Origin of the sequence: Xanthomonas sp. 10-10 (assembly GCF_040182365.1) — a bacterium.
Lineage (GTDB): Bacteria > Pseudomonadota > Gammaproteobacteria > Xanthomonadales > Xanthomonadaceae > Xanthomonas > Xanthomonas arboricola_F.
Genome location: NZ_CP144460.1, coordinates 3,584,578 through 3,600,434, shown reverse-complemented (window position 1 = coordinate 3,600,434; position 15,857 = coordinate 3,584,578). Strand labels below are relative to the sequence as shown.

At 64.4% G+C, this 15,857-nt stretch carries 12 protein-coding genes; 6 read left to right on the top strand and 6 right to left on the bottom strand.

The features are described from left to right. Positions 1-113: 113 nt before the first annotated feature. Entirely contained in the window at positions 114-1,487 is a 1,374-nt protein-coding gene (locus tag VZ068_RS15180) for an MFS transporter (RefSeq protein WP_349655760.1), read from the top strand. A gap of 308 nt (positions 1,488-1,795) precedes the next feature. Beyond that, positions 1,796-2,149, top strand: a complete 354-nt coding sequence (locus VZ068_RS15175) for a DUF1304 domain-containing protein (RefSeq protein ID WP_349655759.1) — start codon at positions 1,796-1,798, stop codon at positions 2,147-2,149. A 241-nt stretch (positions 2,150-2,390) separates the two neighbouring features. Here the strand turns inward: VZ068_RS15175 and VZ068_RS15170 are convergent, their stop codons facing one another. Both VZ068_RS15170 and VZ068_RS15165 read right to left on the bottom strand, forming a co-directional pair. After that, positions 2,391-4,865: an acyl-CoA dehydrogenase gene (locus VZ068_RS15170; RefSeq protein ID WP_259161593.1), complete on the bottom strand. Its 2,475-nt coding sequence runs from the start codon at positions 4,863-4,865 to the stop codon at positions 2,391-2,393. Beyond that, positions 4,862-5,785 (bottom strand): alpha/beta hydrolase, encoded by a 924-nt coding sequence (locus tag VZ068_RS15165; RefSeq protein ID WP_349655758.1) that lies wholly within the window; start codon positions 5,783-5,785, stop codon positions 4,862-4,864. Before VZ068_RS15165 ends, VZ068_RS15170 begins: the two co-directional genes overlap by 4 nt. A gap of 136 nt (positions 5,786-5,921) precedes the next feature. On the opposite strand from VZ068_RS15165, the gene VZ068_RS15160 reads away from it, so the two are divergent. Further along, on the top strand, positions 5,922-6,530 hold the full coding sequence (locus tag VZ068_RS15160) for a TetR/AcrR family transcriptional regulator (protein ID WP_259161590.1): 609 nt from the start codon (positions 5,922-5,924) through the stop codon (positions 6,528-6,530). Between the two features lie 122 nt (positions 6,531-6,652). Here VZ068_RS15160 and VZ068_RS15155 read toward each other — a convergent pair whose 3' ends face one another. The 3 genes from VZ068_RS15155 to VZ068_RS15145 all read right to left on the bottom strand — a co-directional run bounded on the left by VZ068_RS15155 (position 6,653) and on the right by VZ068_RS15145 (position 11,626). Continuing rightward, positions 6,653-9,505, bottom strand: coding sequence for a TonB-dependent receptor (locus VZ068_RS15155; RefSeq protein WP_259161588.1), 2,853 nt, complete (start codon positions 9,503-9,505; stop codon positions 6,653-6,655). A 241-nt stretch (positions 9,506-9,746) separates the two neighbouring features. Next, complete coding sequence (locus tag VZ068_RS15150; RefSeq protein WP_349655757.1) at positions 9,747-10,616, bottom strand: hypothetical protein; 870 nt, start codon at positions 10,614-10,616, stop codon at positions 9,747-9,749. 119 nt (positions 10,617-10,735) lie between these two features. Beyond that, positions 10,736-11,626, bottom strand: a complete 891-nt coding sequence (locus VZ068_RS15145) for an Hsp33 family molecular chaperone HslO (protein ID WP_349655756.1) — start codon at positions 11,624-11,626, stop codon at positions 10,736-10,738. A gap of 75 nt (positions 11,627-11,701) precedes the next feature. On the opposite strand from VZ068_RS15145, the gene mtgA reads away from it, so the two are divergent. The 3 genes from mtgA to VZ068_RS15130 are packed head-to-tail and all read left to right on the top strand — an operon-like array spanning position 11,702 to position 13,875. Further along, complete coding sequence (mtgA, locus tag VZ068_RS15140) at positions 11,702-12,439, top strand: monofunctional biosynthetic peptidoglycan transglycosylase (RefSeq protein WP_349657721.1); 738 nt, start codon at positions 11,702-11,704, stop codon at positions 12,437-12,439. Between the two features lies 1 nt (position 12,440). Next, positions 12,441-13,487: a glycosyltransferase family 2 protein gene (locus tag VZ068_RS15135; RefSeq protein WP_349655755.1), complete on the top strand. Its 1,047-nt coding sequence runs from the start codon at positions 12,441-12,443 to the stop codon at positions 13,485-13,487. Further along, positions 13,447-13,875: a CBS domain-containing protein gene (locus VZ068_RS15130; protein WP_349655754.1), complete on the top strand. Its 429-nt coding sequence runs from the start codon at positions 13,447-13,449 to the stop codon at positions 13,873-13,875. Before VZ068_RS15135 ends, VZ068_RS15130 begins: the two co-directional genes overlap by 41 nt. A 15-nt stretch (positions 13,876-13,890) precedes the next feature. Here VZ068_RS15130 and VZ068_RS15125 read toward each other — a convergent pair whose 3' ends face one another. After that, positions 13,891-15,855, bottom strand: coding sequence for an AsmA family protein (locus tag VZ068_RS15125; protein WP_349655753.1), 1,965 nt, complete (start codon positions 15,853-15,855; stop codon positions 13,891-13,893). Positions 15,856-15,857 lie beyond the last annotated feature (2 nt).

Here is a 15,857-nt window from a genome sequence, read left to right as displayed (position 1 = left end):
CTCCGCTGCTGGTGGTGCTGCGCCGCATCGGCTAACTTGCGCGCTCCTTCGCCAGGTGCTGCCGCTGCCATGTTCTTGCTGTCGGGCTCGTTCGCACGGGCGATATTGACGCCATGACCAGTCCCTCTGCACCGCGCTCGGCGGTTGGCCGTCTAGGCGCTGCGCTGCGCAGTTCGCCACCGCTGGCGTGGTCGTTCCTGTATTTCTTCTGCCTGCTCAGCGGCTATTACGTGCTGCGTCCGGTGCGCGAGGCGATGGGTGCATCGTCGGATGTGGCCGCGTTGTTTCCGGCCGGCATGATCGGCTTCTTCACCGCGCACGGCATGCCGCTCAAGGATTTCACCTTGCAGGTGCTGTTTACCTGCACCTTTCTGATCATGCTGCTGCTGCAGCCGGTGTATGGCGCGCTGGTCAGCCGCTATCCGCGGCGCGTGTTCCTGCCTGCGGTCTACGGTTTCTTCATTGCGACCCTGCTGCTGTTCTACGTGCTGTTCGACACCGGCGTGCCAGGGCGCGGGATGGCGTTCTTTTTGTGGCTCACGGTCTTCAACCTGTTTGCCGTGGCCGTATTTTGGAGCTTCATGGCCGATGTCTTCAGCAATGCCGAAGCGCGCAACTACTACGGCTATATCGGCGCGGCCGGCACCCTGGGCGCGTTTCTCGGGCCGATCCTCACCCGCACCCTGGTCGAGCGCATCGGCATTGCGCATCTGATGCTGGTGTCGGCCGGGTTCCTGACGGTCTGCGTGGTGTGCGTGCTGCGCCTGCGCTTGTGGGCGGTGGCGCGCGAGCAGGAGCGCCAACTGGACTCCGGCGAAGTACCGATCGGTGGCGACGTGCTCGGCGGCCTCAAGCTGATCGTGCGCGAGCCGTTGCTGCGTTGGCTGGCGCTGATGACCTTGTTCGGCGTGGGCGTGGGCACCTTGCTATACAACGAGCAGGCGGCGCTGGTGCGCAGGCTGTATACCGATGCGGCGGCCAGCACCGCGTATTACGCCAGCATCGACCTGGCGGTCAACGCGCTCGCCCTGCTGCTGCAATTGCTGGTGACACGTGCGCTGCTGTCGCGCTTCGGCATTGCACCGGCATTGCTGATTCCAGGGGTCGCCATCACCTTGGGGTATGCGGTGCTGGCGGCCTCGCCGTTGCCGCTGATGATCGCCATCGTGCAGGTGATCACGCGCTCGAGCGAGTTCGCACTGGCCAAGCCGGCGCGCGAAACCCTGTACACGCGGGTCAGTCGCGAATGGCGCTACAAGGCCGGTGCGGCGATCGATACGGTGGTCTATCGCGGCGGCGACCTGAGCTTTGTGTGGATCCACAAGCTGGTGTCGGGCCTGGGGTCCACTGCGGTGTTCGGGGTCGGGCTATTGGCGGCAGCGGGCATGACGCTGGGCACGTTCGGCCTGCTGCGCGAAGCGCGCAAGCTGCCTGCAGAGCGCGACGGTGTGGCGGAAGCGCGGGCAGCGGAGTCGCAGGGCCGCTAACGCCCTTGCTGTGCGGGTGCGTGGTGGCTGCGCGCTGGAGATCCATGCAGCGATGACGCACACAGCGCCCGCGGCCAATCGCTGCTGCGTGATGTCGCTTGCACGGGGCATCCATCCCGATGCGATGCACGCCATCGGCGGCCCGTGGATGACGGCCCGCAGGTGCCGCCGCTCACCCTGCATCGTCCGGCGCTGCGCCGGTGACGCCAGCGCGTCGCGATGCACCGGTCGCACGCTGTGCGTCTTGCCAGGCAGATGGCGCCGCATCGCGGCTATGCTTGCCGCCACCTCTACATGCCTTTCTCGCCATGTCCCTGTTCGCGATCATCGCCGGCATCCTTGTCGGTCTGCTGCATGTCTACATTCTGGTGCTGGAGATGGCGCTGTGGACGCACCCATTGGGTCTGAAGACCTTCCGCAACACACCGGAGAAGGCACAGGCCACCCGCGTGCTGGCGGCCAACCAGGGCCTCTACAACGGCTTTCTGGCCGCAGGCCTGCTCTGGGGCGCGCTGGCAGCACGGGTCGATGTGCTGAGCTTCTTCCTGGGGTGCGTGGTGGTGGCGGGCTGCTACGGCGCCTACAGCGTCAACCGCCGCATCTTCTTCGTGCAGGCCTTGCCCGCGTTGATCGCACTCGGCCTGGTGTGGCTGCCGCGCTAAGACGGCCTGCTCGCTTCCCGTAGGAGCGGGCTTGCCCGCGATGAGGCGTTATCGGCAACGCCTCATCGCGGGCAAGCCCGCTCCTACAGCGTGCCTAAGTGCAGTGGCTGTGAACGGGTCGAAGACGACGCCGGAAAACAGCGCAGTCGCTAGATGGTCGGTCTCCACGATAACCAGGCTCCACAAACGACGACGGCGGGCTGCAAGCCCGCCGTCGTCGCACATCACCTCGACCTGAGTCTTACGCCGCTTCGCGCGGCTGCTGAGCCTGCGGCTTGTCGTAGAAGCTGGCCGCACGCAGCTCGTGCGGATCGAAGTCGTCCACGGTGATGGTGTCCATCATGATCTCGCGCAGCTCTTCCAGCAGCTTGCGCTCGTCCAGGGTGAGCACGCCCTCGGCCACCGCTTCGTCCAGCTGCGCCGGAAAATCCAGCGCCTCGATGCCCTTGGTCTTGAGCGCCTTGAGGAACTTGCGCTCCACCGGCTCGGCCATCACTGCCTTGGTCAGATAGCTGGCGATACGTCCGCCCGGGTTGTTGGCGCACGGGGTCAGGAATACGCCCTGAGCCAGACGGTCGCGCGCTTCGTTGGGCGCCATCAGGATCGATGCCACGCGATGGCCCAGGCGATCGCCCGGCGCTTCGGCGCGACGGCCCAGCGGGAAGATCAGCACCCACATCAGCCAGCCCACCGGGCGGATCGGGAAGTTGCGCAGCGCTGCCGACAGCGCGGTTTCGATCTTGTGCACGCTGTCGTGGAACGCCCAGGCCAGCAGCGGCTGGTCGGTGGCCGGTGCGCCTTCGTCGTGGTAGCGCTTGAGCATCGCGCTGGTCATGTAGATATGGCTCAGCACATCGCCCAGTCGACCCGACAACGATTCCTTGAACTTCAACTTGCCGCCCAGCATCAGCATCGACACATCGGCCATCAAAGCCAGGTTGGCCGAGTAGCGATCCAGCTTGCGGAAGAAGCGACGCGTGTATGCATCGCCTGGCGCTGCGCCGATGCGCGCACCGGTCAGGCCGAACCAGAACGAACGCACGGCATTGGAAATGCCGAAGCGGATATGTCCGAACAGGCTCTGGTCGAACTCTTCCAGGCCGCGGCGCGTATCCGGATCCTGCGCCGCCTTCATTTCCTTCATCACCCACGGATGGCACAGGATCGCGCCCTGGCCGAAGATCAGCAGGCTGCGGGTCATGATGTTGGCGCCTTCCACGGTCACGCCGATCGGCGCGGCCTGCCAGGCGCGGCCGGCGAAGTTGCGCGGCCCCAGGATGATGCCCTTGCCGCCGATCACGTCCATCATGTCGCTGACCACTTCGCGGCCCATGGTGGTGCAGTGGTACTTGGCAATCGCCGACGGCACCGACGGCACGTCACCACGGTCGACTGCTGCGGCAGTGGCCTGTGCCAGCGCACTGATGGCATACGCCTTGCCGCCAATGCGCGCCAGCGCTTCTTCCACGCCCTCGAAGCGACCGACCGACAGGCCGAACTGCTTGCGGATGCGCGCATACGCGCCGGTCACCACCGCTGCGTACTTGCCGCCACCGCTGGCGGTGGAGGGCAGGGTGATCGAACGCCCCACCGCCAGACACTCGTTGAGCATGTTCCAGCCCTTGCCCACCATCTCCACGCCGCCGATCAGCTGGCTCAGCGGGATGAACACTTCTTCGCCATGGATCGGGCCGTTCTGGAACGGCGAGTTCAACGGGAAGTGGCGACGGCCGATTTCCACGCCGGGGGTTTCGCGCGGCAGCAGCGCCAGGGTGATGCCGATGTCCTTCTTGTCGCCGATCAGGCCATCCGGATCGTAGGCGCGGAACGCCAGGCCGATCAACGACGCCACCGGTGCCAGGGTGATGTAACGCTTGTCGAAGGTGAGCTTGACGCCGAGCACGTTGGCGCCGTTCCACTCGCCCTTGCAGACGATGCCGTAGTCCGGGATCGAGGTCGCATCCGACCCGGCGAACGGGCCGGTCAGGCCAAAGCACGGCACCTCGGCACCCACCGCCAGACGCGGCAGGTAATAGTCCTTCTGTTCCGGCGTGCCGTAGTGCAGCAGCAGCTCACCCGGTCCGAGCGAGTTCGGCACACCGACGGTGGAACTGACCACGCTGGAAATCGAGGACAGCTTCTGGATCACCTTGTGGTGCGCCAGCGCGCTGAAACCCAGGCCGCCGTACTGCTTGGGAATGATCATGCCGAAGAACTTGTTCTTCTTGATGAAGTCCCACAGCTCCGGCGGAAGGTCGGCGTGGACGTGGGTGATTTCCCAGTCGTTGACCATCTTGCACAGTTCTTCCACCGGCCCATCCAGGAACGCCTGCTCTTCGGCGGTCAACTGCGGCTTGGGATAATTGAGCAGCTTCTGCCAATCCGGGTCGCCGGTGAACAGCTCGCCCTCGAAGCCGACCGAGCCGGTTTCCAGCGCAATGCGCTCGGTCTGTGACAGCGGCGGGAGCACCTTGCGGAAGAACGCCATCAGCGGCGTGGTCAGCAGCGGCTTGCGCAGGAATGGCAGCAGCACCGGCGCGGAAACCAGCACCACCAGTACCGCAGCGACGATGGTCGCGGTGAGATTGGCATCCAGCAGCCAGCAGGCCACCAGCACACAGGCGCTGATCGCAACCCAGGTGGCAAGGCGCATGCGGTGATAGGCAGCGATGCCCGCCGCCAGGATGACGAGGAGGAACGGTGCAACGATGCTCATGGTCTTGCTCCAGTGACATGCTCGGTGATGTTGGACGCTGCAATGGTGCCAACCGAGGGCAGTGCGTCCAGATAATGCAACACGGTGGCGGTAAAGGTGGTGTTGTCGTCGCCGGCCAGCATGTGCGTGGCGTCGGCCAGCTGCACGTGCTGCGCGTGCGGGGCGATCGACAGGAATTCGCTGATGTTGTCCGGGGTGACCAGGTCGCTGCGCCCGCCGCTGATCAACAGCATCGGGCAGCGCACCTGCGCTGCCGCTTCCACCAGGGCGTGCTGCTGCAGTTGCGCATCCTGATTAGCCAGTTCGTCGACCAGGCGCGGGTCCCAGTGCCAGTGCCAATAGCCGTCTGCACGCTGACGCAGCAATGCCTGCAATTGATGTGCGGTCTTGCGCGGGCGATGCGGCAGATACGCGGCGATCGCATCGGCGGCCGCATCCAGCGAAGCGAATCCATCCGGATGCGCGGTCATGAAGCGCAGGATGCGCTCAACGCCCGTGGTGTCCCATCGCGGCGTGATGTCGACCAGCACGATCGCGCGAAACAGCCCCGGCCAACGCGCCTCGGCAAGCAGCCCGAACAGGCCGCCCATCGAGGCTGCCACCAGCACCGGCGGCTGCGGCTGCTCGCCTGCCAACACGATCAGGTCGTCGGTGAACTGTGTTGGCGAATAGGGCAGGTCGACTGCATTGACGGTTGAGTCGCCATGGCCGCGCGCATCGTAGGAAAGTGCGCGGTAGCCGGCCTGCGCCAGCGCGGTTGCCGTCGCTTCCCAAGCGTGCCGCGTCTGCCCAAACCCATGCGCCAGCAACACGGTTGGTGCGTGCGGCTCACCCCGTACCGACACAGCCAACTCCACATCGCCAGCGCTGATGCGCGACATGACCGCAAGGGGGGCAAGCGTAGAAGGAGAGGTGACCATACCTAATGGTATGGAGGCTGCCGGCCCGCTGTCAATACTCTCTGGTATGGATGGTTAAGCCATTGAATAGTGGCAGTTGTCTGTCATTTTTATGATACATACTGCAACTGACTCAGGCGTATGGTTAAATCGCGCCATGAACGACACCACCGAATCCAGCCCGACCACACCCCGTGCCAGTTCCGGTCGCGGCAACCGTCTCAGCGCGGACGACTGGGCGCAGGCCGCGCTGGACCTGATCGCCGAACAGGGCGTGGGAGCCGTCGCCGTCGAGCCGTTGGCGCGTCGGCTAGGCGTTACCAAGGGAAGCTTCTACTGGCATTTCCCCTCGCGCGACGCGCTGTTGCAGGCGGCCCTGGAGCGCTGGGAAATCTTCGAACAAAAGGAAGTGTTCGGTAGCCTGGAAGACGTTCCCGACCCCAGCGCACGCCTGCGCGCGCTGTTCCAACTGGTCGCCCACGAAGTCACGCCGCACGTGATCTACAGCGAGTTGCTCAAGGCACTCGACCATCCGGCCGTGCGCCCGGTCATCGACCGCGTCTCGCAGCGCCGCCTCGATTACCTGATCGCCTCGTTCCGCCAGGCCGGCCTGTCCCGTACCGACGCCCAGCACCGCGCGCGCCTGGCCTACGCGGCCTATGTCGGTTTCCTGCAGCTCTCGCTGCAGCTGCAACAACCCAAGCAGGCCCGCGAAGACTTCGAGTCCTACGTCGAGCATGTGATCCAAACGCTGATTCCTGGCTAGAGCCGCGCTATCGCCAGACGTATCAAGACGATAGTCAATAAAAGCAACCGCCACTAAAAAAGCCGCGATTCTTTCGAATCGCGGCTTTTGTTTACGGTTTTACGGTTTAACCGAACTGCCTATCAGAACTTCTGGGTGTAGCGCATGTAATAGAAACGACCCGGAATTTCGTACTGCGAGTCGAAGCTATTGGCAAACGCGGTCGCAGCTTGCGGCGGATCGCGGTCGAAAGCGTTGTTCACGCCAACGGTGACGCGAGCATTCCACGGAGCCTTCCAGTAAGCGGCCAGATCGGTGTAAGTCACGCTCGGAACATGGTTGCGGGGGGCGGCGCCCGCGCTGGTCACGCGATTCGGATCCGAGCACAGCAATGCAACGTTTGCCGGGGTCGCGACATTGGCGCCGGTGCAGTTTTCAACCTGCGAGCTGTAGTAACGCATCGAGGCCGAGCCGCCGATATCGCCCAATTCCCAGTTGAGCATCAGGTTGGAGCGGATACGCCAGTTGTTGTCACGTGCCGAACCGCCACGGTACAGACCAACGCGGGTTTCCGGATCCTGCAGCGGCTTTTCGACCACGAACTTGCTCATGTAGGTCGAATCCCACACCACGCTGAAGCTGCCCCATGCGGTATCCGGCAGGCGGTAGCCCACGGTCAGGTCGTAGCCTTCGGCTTCGATCCTGGCGATGTTGTTGGGCACGGCCAGCAGGTTGGAGACTTCGCCGGTCGGCTCGCGCTGAATCAGCGAGCAGGCATTGGCGATCCCTGCGAGATAGCAGCTGTCCAGGGTCTCCTGCACGGTCTGCGTGTCGATCGCGTCTTCGATCTCGATGTTCCACCAGTCGAGCGAGATATCCAGACCGGTCACCCAGCCCGGGCTGTAGACGAAGCCCAACGTCTTGGACGTGGAGGTTTCCGGCTGCAGGTTCGGATTGCCACCAGTGGCGGTACGCACCTGCGGGTTAGCCTGAGCGTACGCCGGCACTGCGCCGCACGAGCCCGGGCGGGTCCCGTTGACCGAGCCATCGCTGAAGGAGCCTGCGCACGGATCGCGCACGTCTTCGAAGGTGTCGCTCACGCCCTGGAACAGTTCGTTGATCGACGGTGCACGGAAGCCCTGCGACCAGTTACCACGAATCATCAGGTCGGTGATCGGCTTCCAGCGGAAACCGAACTTGCTGTTGGTGGTATCGCCGAAGTTGCTGTAATCCGAATAACGCGTCGCCAGGCTGAAGTCGAGCAACTGTGCGCCCGGCAGGTCGGCCAGCAGCGGCACGGCGAGTTCGAGGTAGGCTTCGTCAAGCTTGTAGCCGCCGTTGGTGGCGGTACGCGCGTTGCCGGTGGTGTCGCCAGAGTTGATCAGTGCGTCCGGATCGTCAAAGCCCGACTCTTCGCGGTGTTCGGCGCCGAAGGAGAATGCAAATGCGCCCCCCTGCAGATCGAACAATTCGCCGCCGATATTGCCGAAGTAGGTCTTCTGCTCATAACCGTACAGGTCATGCGCATTGAAGCCGGCATAGCCCAGCATTTCCGGGGTCAACGAACCCGGGCCGCTCAGCATGTTCATCGGAACGCAGCCGTCGATGGTGCTGGCAGCGGTGCCGCAACGTGCGACGCCACTTGCGTCGACGAACGACGGCCCAAGTGCGTTGCGCAATGCGGAGATGTTGAACAGGCCAGTGGTGCGGTCGGTCTGGTCGTTCTTGCCGTAGAACATACCGGCTTCCCAGTTGAAGAAGCGCTGACCAACTTCGAAGTCGCCTTCGAATGCGCCACTGAAGCCGAACGTCTTGACGTTCTGAGTGAAAATACGGCCGCCGGTCTCTTCGGCGCGGTACTGGATGTAATCGATGTCGCGGCCGGTGTTGTTATAGATGTTGCTGGCAGAGATGACAATGTCTGCGCCGTTGGTGCCGGGCGCGGAGCGACCCAGCACGACCGGCATCGGTGCGAGGATCTGGCTCGACTCACGCTCGTTGTAGGTCACCGTGGTCTTGAAACGCACGTTGTCGGTGATCGACAGGCCGGCGTCCGCGAATACCGACTTACGCTCCTGCGGGGTCACCAGGTAGTTAGCGGGTGCGAAGTTGTAGCTATCGGCAGCCGTGTAGTTGCGCGAGGTCGTACCACCATTATTGGTGATGGAGAACCCGGGCGTTCCATTGAAGCGCGTTGCGCCGAATGTAGGGGCGCCGGTGGTTGGGTTGGTTCCGGTCTGTCCGAAGATGCCGAAACGGCCACCTGGAATCGTGGTGCTGTTGCCGGTGCCGGCAACGGCTCCGAAGACCGGCACTGCGGAGATCTCACGATCGCCCGCCCACACCGGCTCTTCCTTGACGTAGCCGACGCCCAAGGTGGCGTGCCAACGGTCGCCGGTCGAGCCGATGGTGAAGTCGTAGGACTCGCGGCTGCCGTCGCCCTTGTCGTACTGACCGAAGTACGCATTTGCTTCGGCGCCATCGAAGTTCTGGCGCAGAATGATGTTGACCACGCCGGAGATGGCGTCGGAGCCGTAGATCGTGGAGGCGCCGTCCTTCAGGACTTCGATGCGCTCGACGGCGGCAGTCGGAATCGTGTTGAGGTCGACTGCGCCGCCCAGGCCCGTACCGCCGACCCAGCGACGACCATTGACCAGCACCAGGGTGCGGTTGGAGCCGAGGTTGCGCAGGTTGACGCGCGTCTCGCCGTTGCCGCCATTGTTGACGTTGCTGTTAAGCGCCGAACCACCCGAGCTGATGTTCTGGATCACGTCGCCGATCGAGGTCAGACCCTGCGATTCGATCTGCTGACGGCTCATGCTGAAGACCGGCTGCGATGTTTCCACGTCGGCGCGCTTGATGCGCGAACCGGTCACTTCGATCTTGTCGAGGTTGGTGGTGCCTGCTTCCTGAGCGATGGCGGTACCGGTACCGGCCACACCCACGACAAGCGCGAGGACAACTGCATCGCGCAGCTTGTTGGACTTGCAATTCATTAGCTCTCTCTCCAAGTGATCTTGGGTACTGCCAAGGGTTGTTTGCCTGTCGGCGGTTCCGAAGAAGCGGATCCAAAACGTCAGGGTGAACCGATGGTATATGCGTTGCGCCAGGAATTAAAGTCCCGTTAACGAAAAAGAAGGAAGTCGTGAAAAAGTGCCGTTTCGGAGGTTCCTGAACGAAAAACGCCACCGATTGTGTGATCGGTGGCGTTCTTGAAATTCGTTTCGGGTCAGTGGCTTACAGGTCTTGCTCATACCTCACATAAGGAATGGTGCCGTCACTGTTGCTCTCGTTATTCGGCGCAAACGGGTTCTTGCCGCGCGAGATGACGTTCTCCGCGCCGACCGTCAACTGTCCGCTCCACGGGGTGCGCCAGGTCAGGCCCAGGCCCAGGCCTTCCCATTTTTCCGGCTGGCCGGGAACATCGACGACCCGGCCGATGACATTGGCGCTAAAGGCGCCATAGCCGCCGCCGACGCTCAGGGTCTTGCTGTCCCACTGGTCGGCGATGGCCGGAGAGACGTCGGCCAGCGGGACCAGGCGCGCACGGGCGTAAGTGCCACCGATCGAAACAAAGCCTTCGCGACCGATGTTCTTCTGGCCGAACACGGTCAGATCGTTCTGCTCGACGCGGGTCAGTGGTGCCTTGCCGGCGCCGATCAGCCAGGCCGGCAGGGTGTCGCGACCGGTGCCGGCGGTGACGCCTACACGGCCGCCGGCGCGATTGAAGCCCAGCGTTCCGGAAACCCGGCGCGATGCGGCGGCGCTGTCTTCTTCATCGTCGCCAATGCCGGCGAGCAGGCAGTGACTGGCGAGACCGCTGATGTTGGTGCCGCGGCTGCTATTGCAGAGCAGGCCCAGCGAATCGCCCGAGGTCAGGCCGAACGCGGCATCCAGCGAATTGCGGCCGAAGTGCCAACGCGCGCCGGCCTTCTGCTCGCCAGTGGGTTCCAGATACAGAAAGGCCTCCACCTTGCCGCTGCCCTTGTTCCACACCGGCAGGATGGTGCTCTCGCGCAACTGCTGGGACGTCGACTGCGCATGCACACCCGTGGCTGCCGCAAGGGCAACTAGCAAAGCGAGCGGAAGGCGCAGAAGGTGTCGCATACCAGAGTTCAGACCCAGGGGCAGTTGTTAAGTTCCCGAGAGCGGGCAATGGGAATGCTAGGGCGTTTATGATTATTTAACAAGTGGTCGCGTTCCCCACAACGCACCGCCAATGCTATCTATTGCAACCGTTCCGGCGCCTGCTGAGAGGGCTGCGCCTTGCTGAAAAGTACGGTCAACTCGGTCAACGCAAAGTGATACTCGCGGCCACAGAACTCGCAGCGGACCTCCACTTCGCCGGTCTCCTCGGCGGCTGCGCGCGCCTCTTCCTCACCCAGCGATTCCAGCATCGACGCAACCCGCTCGCGAGAGCAGGAGCAGCCGAAGCTCAACGGTTTGCCGCCCAGCAACTGCGGGTCTTCTTCGTGGAACAGGCGGTGCAACAGGTCTTCGCCGGCCACCGACAACAGCTCGGGCGCACCGAGGGTGTCGAACAGGGCGCCGATGCGGGTCCAACCGTCGTTGTCGCCTTCATCGCCAGGCAGTTTCTGCAGCAGCAGGCCGGCGGCCTGATCCGGGCCGGCGGCCAGCAGCAGGCGGGTCGGCAACTGCTCGGACTGCTGGAAATAGGTCTCGAAGGCTTCGGCCAGATCCGGGGCCTGCATGCCCACCAAGCTCTGGTAGCGCTGCGGTTCACGGGGGGCCAGGCCAGGGTTTTCGATGGTGATCGCCAGCAGCGCGGCCTCGCCCAGCTCGCGCAGGTCGGTGGGCGCGTCGGCACCCTCGGCCAGTTGCACGATGCCGCGCAAGGTGCCCGCAGCGGTGCATTCGGCGAACAGTGTGCGCAGGGTGTCGTTACCGCGCAGCTGCACCGACAGGCGCCCGTCGACCTTGGTGTGGCCGGTGAACAGGGCGGCCGCCACTGCCGCTTCGCCCAGCAGCTGGCGCGCGGCAGGCGGGTACTCGGCCGCGCCCTGGACATCGTGCCAGGCCTTGGTCAGACGCACATGGACGCCACGCACGCCGGCGGCAGGCAGCAGGAAACGGGAAAGCTGGTCGTGATCGGTCATGGAGACATCGGACGTAAGGGACGCTGGTTGCCGGATAATGCGGCAGGCATCGTGATTGAAGGTCGAAGCGAACTAATGGGGACGGATGCATTGGATGGCAAGCAGGTGACACCACCGCGGCGGCGGCGCTGGCTGCGCTGGATCCTGGCGGCGCCGCTGCTGTTTGCTGCGGCGAGCGTGCTGCAGGTGCTGGCGCTGCGGGTGGTCGACCCGCCGATCAGCAGCATGATGGTCGGGCGCTACCTGGAAGCCTGGGGCGAGGGGGATGGGAGCTTTTCCCTGCATCAGCAGTGGCGCGATTACGATCAGATCGCCGCCAGCCTGCCGATTTCGGTGGTCGCTGCCGAGGATCAGCAGTTTCCGATGCACCACGGCTTCGATCTGCAGGCGATCGAGAAGGCACGCGATCACAATGCGCGTGGCGGGCGCGTGCGCGGGGCCAGCACCATCAGTCAGCAGGTAGCCAAGAATGTCTTTCTCTGGCAGGGGCGCAGCTGGGTGCGCAAGGGCCTGGAGGCCTGGTACACCGTGTTGATCGAGCTGTTGTGGCCCAAGCAGCGCATTCTGGAGATGTACCTCAACGTGGCCGAATTCGGCGACGGGGTCTATGGCGCGCAGGCGGCGGCGCGGCAGTTCTGGGGCAAGGATGCGGCAGGCCTGTCGCCCACCGAGTCGGCGCGTCTGGCCGCAGTATTGCCCTCTCCGCGCCGCTACGATGCGCGCCGGCCCGGCGCCTACGTGCAGCGACGCACCGCCTGGATCCAGCGGCAGGCGCGCCAGCTGGGCGGCGCTGCGTATCTGCAGGCGCAGTGAGGTGAGGACCATCGACGACGCCCAACTGCCGGCCGTCACCGAACGCCTCACGGTCGTGATCGCGGCCTTCAACGAAGAAACCAGCATTCCGCTGCTGCATCCGCGCCTGTGCGCGGTGCTGGCGGGCTTGCATGGCTTGCAGACGCATGTGCTGTATGTCGATGACGGCAGCACCGACGACACCTGGAACGTCTTGCAGGCACTTGCGCAGGAGGATGCGCAGGTCAGTGCGCTTCGGCTATCGCGTAATTTCGGCAAGGAAGTGGCGGTATCCGCGGGGCTGGATCATGTGCTGCCGGGCGCGGTGGTGCTGCTCGATGCAGACGGGCAGGATCCGCCGGAACTGATTCCCGAATTCGTCGCTCTCTGGCGCGCCGGCTACGACAATATCTTTGGGACGCGCATCTTTCGCGAGGGCGAGGGCTGGCTCAAGCGCGGCGCCGCACACGCGTTCTATCGCGTCATTGGGCGTTTGTCGCGCACGCCGATCCCGGCCGATACCGGCGATTTCCGGCTGCTTTCGCCTCGTGTGGTGCAGGCCCTGCAGCAGTTGCGCGAACGGCACCGCTTCATGAAGGGCTTGTTCGGCTGGGTGGGATTCCGTCAGGTGGCATTGCCGTACCGACGCGAGCCGCGCTTGTCCGGGAACAGCAAGTTCACGGTCTGGCGGCTATGGAATTTCGCGCTCGACGGCATCACCAGTTTTTCCACGGTGCCGCTGCGCGCGGCGACCTACCTGGGGCTGATGACCGCGCTGGTGGCATTTCTGTTCGGGGCCTGGGTGGTGGTCAAGGCGGCGCTGATCGGCGACCCGGTGGCCGGCTGGCCGACCATGATGTCGGTGATCCTGTTTCTGGGCGGTATCCAGTTGATTGCGTTGGGGTTGATCGGCGAATACCTGGGCCGGTTGTACGACGAGGCCAAGCAGCGCCCGCTGTACCTGGTCGATACCCACCGCGGCGCGGTGGGAGTAGTCTGCGACAACCAGACCAAGCGCGGAGCGGGCCATGCAGACCGTACGACAGCTGTTGGAGACCAAACAGGTTGAGGTGTTCGCGGTTGCAGCCGATGCCGCAGTGATCGAGGCGATTCGGCTGATGGCCGAAAAGGGCATCGGTGCGGTGCTGGTGATGGACGGGGAGCGGCTCGTCGGCATCGTGTCCGAACGCGATTACGCGCGCAAGGTGGTGTTGCACGATCGCTCGTCGGCCACCACCAGCGTGGCGGAGATCATGAGTACGCAGGTGGTGACGGTGTCGCCGTCGGAGACCGTGGAGCGCTGCATGCAGTTGATGACCGATGGCCGCTTCCGGCATCTGCCGGTGGTCGAAAACGGCCGCGTGCAGGGCGTGATCTCGATCGGCGACCTGGTCAAGGCGGTGATCGAGATGCAGCAGCGCGACATCGATCAATTGCAGCGCTATATCGCCAGCTGAGGGCGGCGCGAGCAGTTACTTGGCGTACTTGCCGCCGCAGTTGCTGTCCTTGCCCGGCCCTGGTTCGAAGGTGGCCAGCAGGGCGGCGGGCGGGGCGATCATGCCCAGGCCGATCGCGATGGCGCCACGCAGGCCGAGCGCCTTGTAGTCGGGATGAAACGACGGATCCTTGAAGGTTCCGCCCACGCGCAGCGGCGAGCGCAGGCTGAGGATGCTGCGGTCCTTCGGGCGCGGGCGCAGCAGCAGATCCAGGGTTTCCTCCTTCAAGCTGATGTTGCCCTCGCCGACGATGATGGTGTCGGTGCTGTCGAAGGCCAGGGCGCGCGATTGCATGAGCCCGTCCTTGACGGCGAAATCCCCGAACATGCAACGCACCGGAATCTGCCGGTCGGTGGTGAACAGGTATTTCAGCGATTCGGCGATGTCCAGGCCGGCCAGTTCCATGATCAGGTTGCCGACATGGCCGCGGCCCATGCCGACGCCGATCGAGCCGTCCGCGCTGCCGAGCATGGCGGCAATTGAATTGCCGCGGCCACGCAGATCCAGCGCGCCGCCGATTGCGCCTGAAGCCTGCTTGGCGAGCGCGGCATCCGGAAACAGCCGATCCAGCCGGATGCCGCGAATGCCTGCCTTCAGCTGCGTGACGATGACGGGGTTGCGCGCGTCCATGCGGATGGCCGAGCGGATGTCGCCACCGGCCACGCCAAAATTCAGCGGGTCCAGCTGCAGCAGACCGTCCTTCAACGTCAGCGACGCATCCATGTCGTCCAGTGGCCACGACGGCGCATTGATGCGCTGCGCGCGCCAGCGCACCTGTGCATCCATCGCGCGCAGTTTGGTCAGGTCGTAGGGCGTGGTCGGCAGGATCCGCGCGCTGGCGGCAAGTTGCGCTGCCTGTTGCTTCTGCTGTGCGTTGGCCGATTCGTCGCCACCTGTTTTGGGCGGTGCACCGACAAAACCGGCCAGGTCGTCGAAATCCAGCCGCCTGGATGCCAGGTCGGCGCGCAGCAACGGGCGTTTTTTGCGCAGGTCCACCTCGGCCGTGCCGGACAGATCGCTGTCGCCGGCGGTGCCGGTGAACTTCTCGTAGCGCCAGAGCTGGCCGTTGCGGCGCAAATGACCGTCTAGCTTGTATGGCGGCGTCGACGGCATGGCCACGCCGGTCAGCGGATACAGGTCCTGCATGTCCTGGCCGCTGAGCGCCATTTGCAGATCGAACACCTGGAACTGGAACGGGTTGGTCAAGGTGCCGCGCACGTGCGTGCGGGTGGCGCCGGCGCTGCCGCGCAGATCGATGCGGAACGGGTGCTCGCTCTGGCTCAGTTCCAGCGGCGAGGCAGTATTGCCCTTGAGCGTAAAGGGATAGCCCTTCCAGCGGCCCTTGCCGTCGATGCCGATCGGCGCTGCACGTTGGTCGCTGCTCGGTGGTGCGAGGCTGTTGATCGCTACATCCACGTTCGAGCTATTGGCTGCATCGATGTACTGCAGGCGCCCGTTGTTCACCAGCAGGCGGCCAAGGCGCGGCATGGTGCCATCGCCACTGTCCTGATCGAATACCCAGTTGCCGGGATGGGTGTCGTCGCCGGCTTCCAGCAAGAGGGTTGGGTGATCCAGGCGGATTTCCGGTAGACGCACCTTGCCGCGCAGCAGTGGCCACAACTCGACATCGATCTCGGCCGAGTTGAGCTCGGCCATCGGCCCGCGCTTGGACCATGCTGCGTTCGCCAGGCTCAGCCGATTGCCGCGCACGGTGGTCGTGCGGCCCAGCTTCACGTCAAGATAGCCGAGATGGAACTGGCGACCAGTCTTGGCGCTGACCACGCGCTCGACCGGACCGCGCAGCCAGTTCCACTGAAACAGCAGCACGAAGATCACCACGGCGGCGGCTACGATGGCAAGCCCGGCCAGCCAGCGTCGACGACGTGGGGTAGAGGGCGATGGTGTAGCTGAGGTGTCGGTCACGTTGTTCACGCGGGCCATGG

Excerpts from the sequence above, each read along its gene's own strand:
- VZ068_RS15180 (WP_349655760.1), top strand. The coding sequence starts at position 114 with ATGACCAGTCCCTCTGCACCGCGCTCGGCGGTTGGCCGTCTAGGCGCT.
- VZ068_RS15175 (WP_349655759.1), top strand. The coding sequence starts at position 1,796 with ATGTCCCTGTTCGCGATCATCGCCGGCATCCTTGTCGGTCTGCTGCAT.
- VZ068_RS15170 (WP_259161593.1), bottom strand. The coding sequence starts at position 4,865 with ATGAGCATCGTTGCACCGTTCCTCCTCGTCATCCTGGCGGCGGGCATC.
- VZ068_RS15165 (WP_349655758.1), bottom strand. The coding sequence starts at position 5,785 with ATGGTCACCTCTCCTTCTACGCTTGCCCCCCTTGCGGTCATGTCGCGC.
- VZ068_RS15160 (WP_259161590.1), top strand. The coding sequence starts at position 5,922 with ATGAACGACACCACCGAATCCAGCCCGACCACACCCCGTGCCAGTTCC.
- VZ068_RS15155 (WP_259161588.1), bottom strand. The coding sequence starts at position 9,505 with ATGAATTGCAAGTCCAACAAGCTGCGCGATGCAGTTGTCCTCGCGCTT.
- VZ068_RS15150 (WP_349655757.1), bottom strand. The coding sequence starts at position 10,616 with ATGCGACACCTTCTGCGCCTTCCGCTCGCTTTGCTAGTTGCCCTTGCG.
- VZ068_RS15145 (WP_349655756.1), bottom strand. The coding sequence starts at position 11,626 with ATGACCGATCACGACCAGCTTTCCCGTTTCCTGCTGCCTGCCGCCGGC.
- mtgA (WP_349657721.1), top strand. The coding sequence starts at position 11,702 with ATGGGGACGGATGCATTGGATGGCAAGCAGGTGACACCACCGCGGCGG.
- VZ068_RS15130 (WP_349655754.1), top strand. The coding sequence starts at position 13,447 with ATGCAGACCGTACGACAGCTGTTGGAGACCAAACAGGTTGAGGTGTTC.
- VZ068_RS15125 (WP_349655753.1), bottom strand. The coding sequence starts at position 15,855 with ATGGCCCGCGTGAACAACGTGACCGACACCTCAGCTACACCATCGCCC.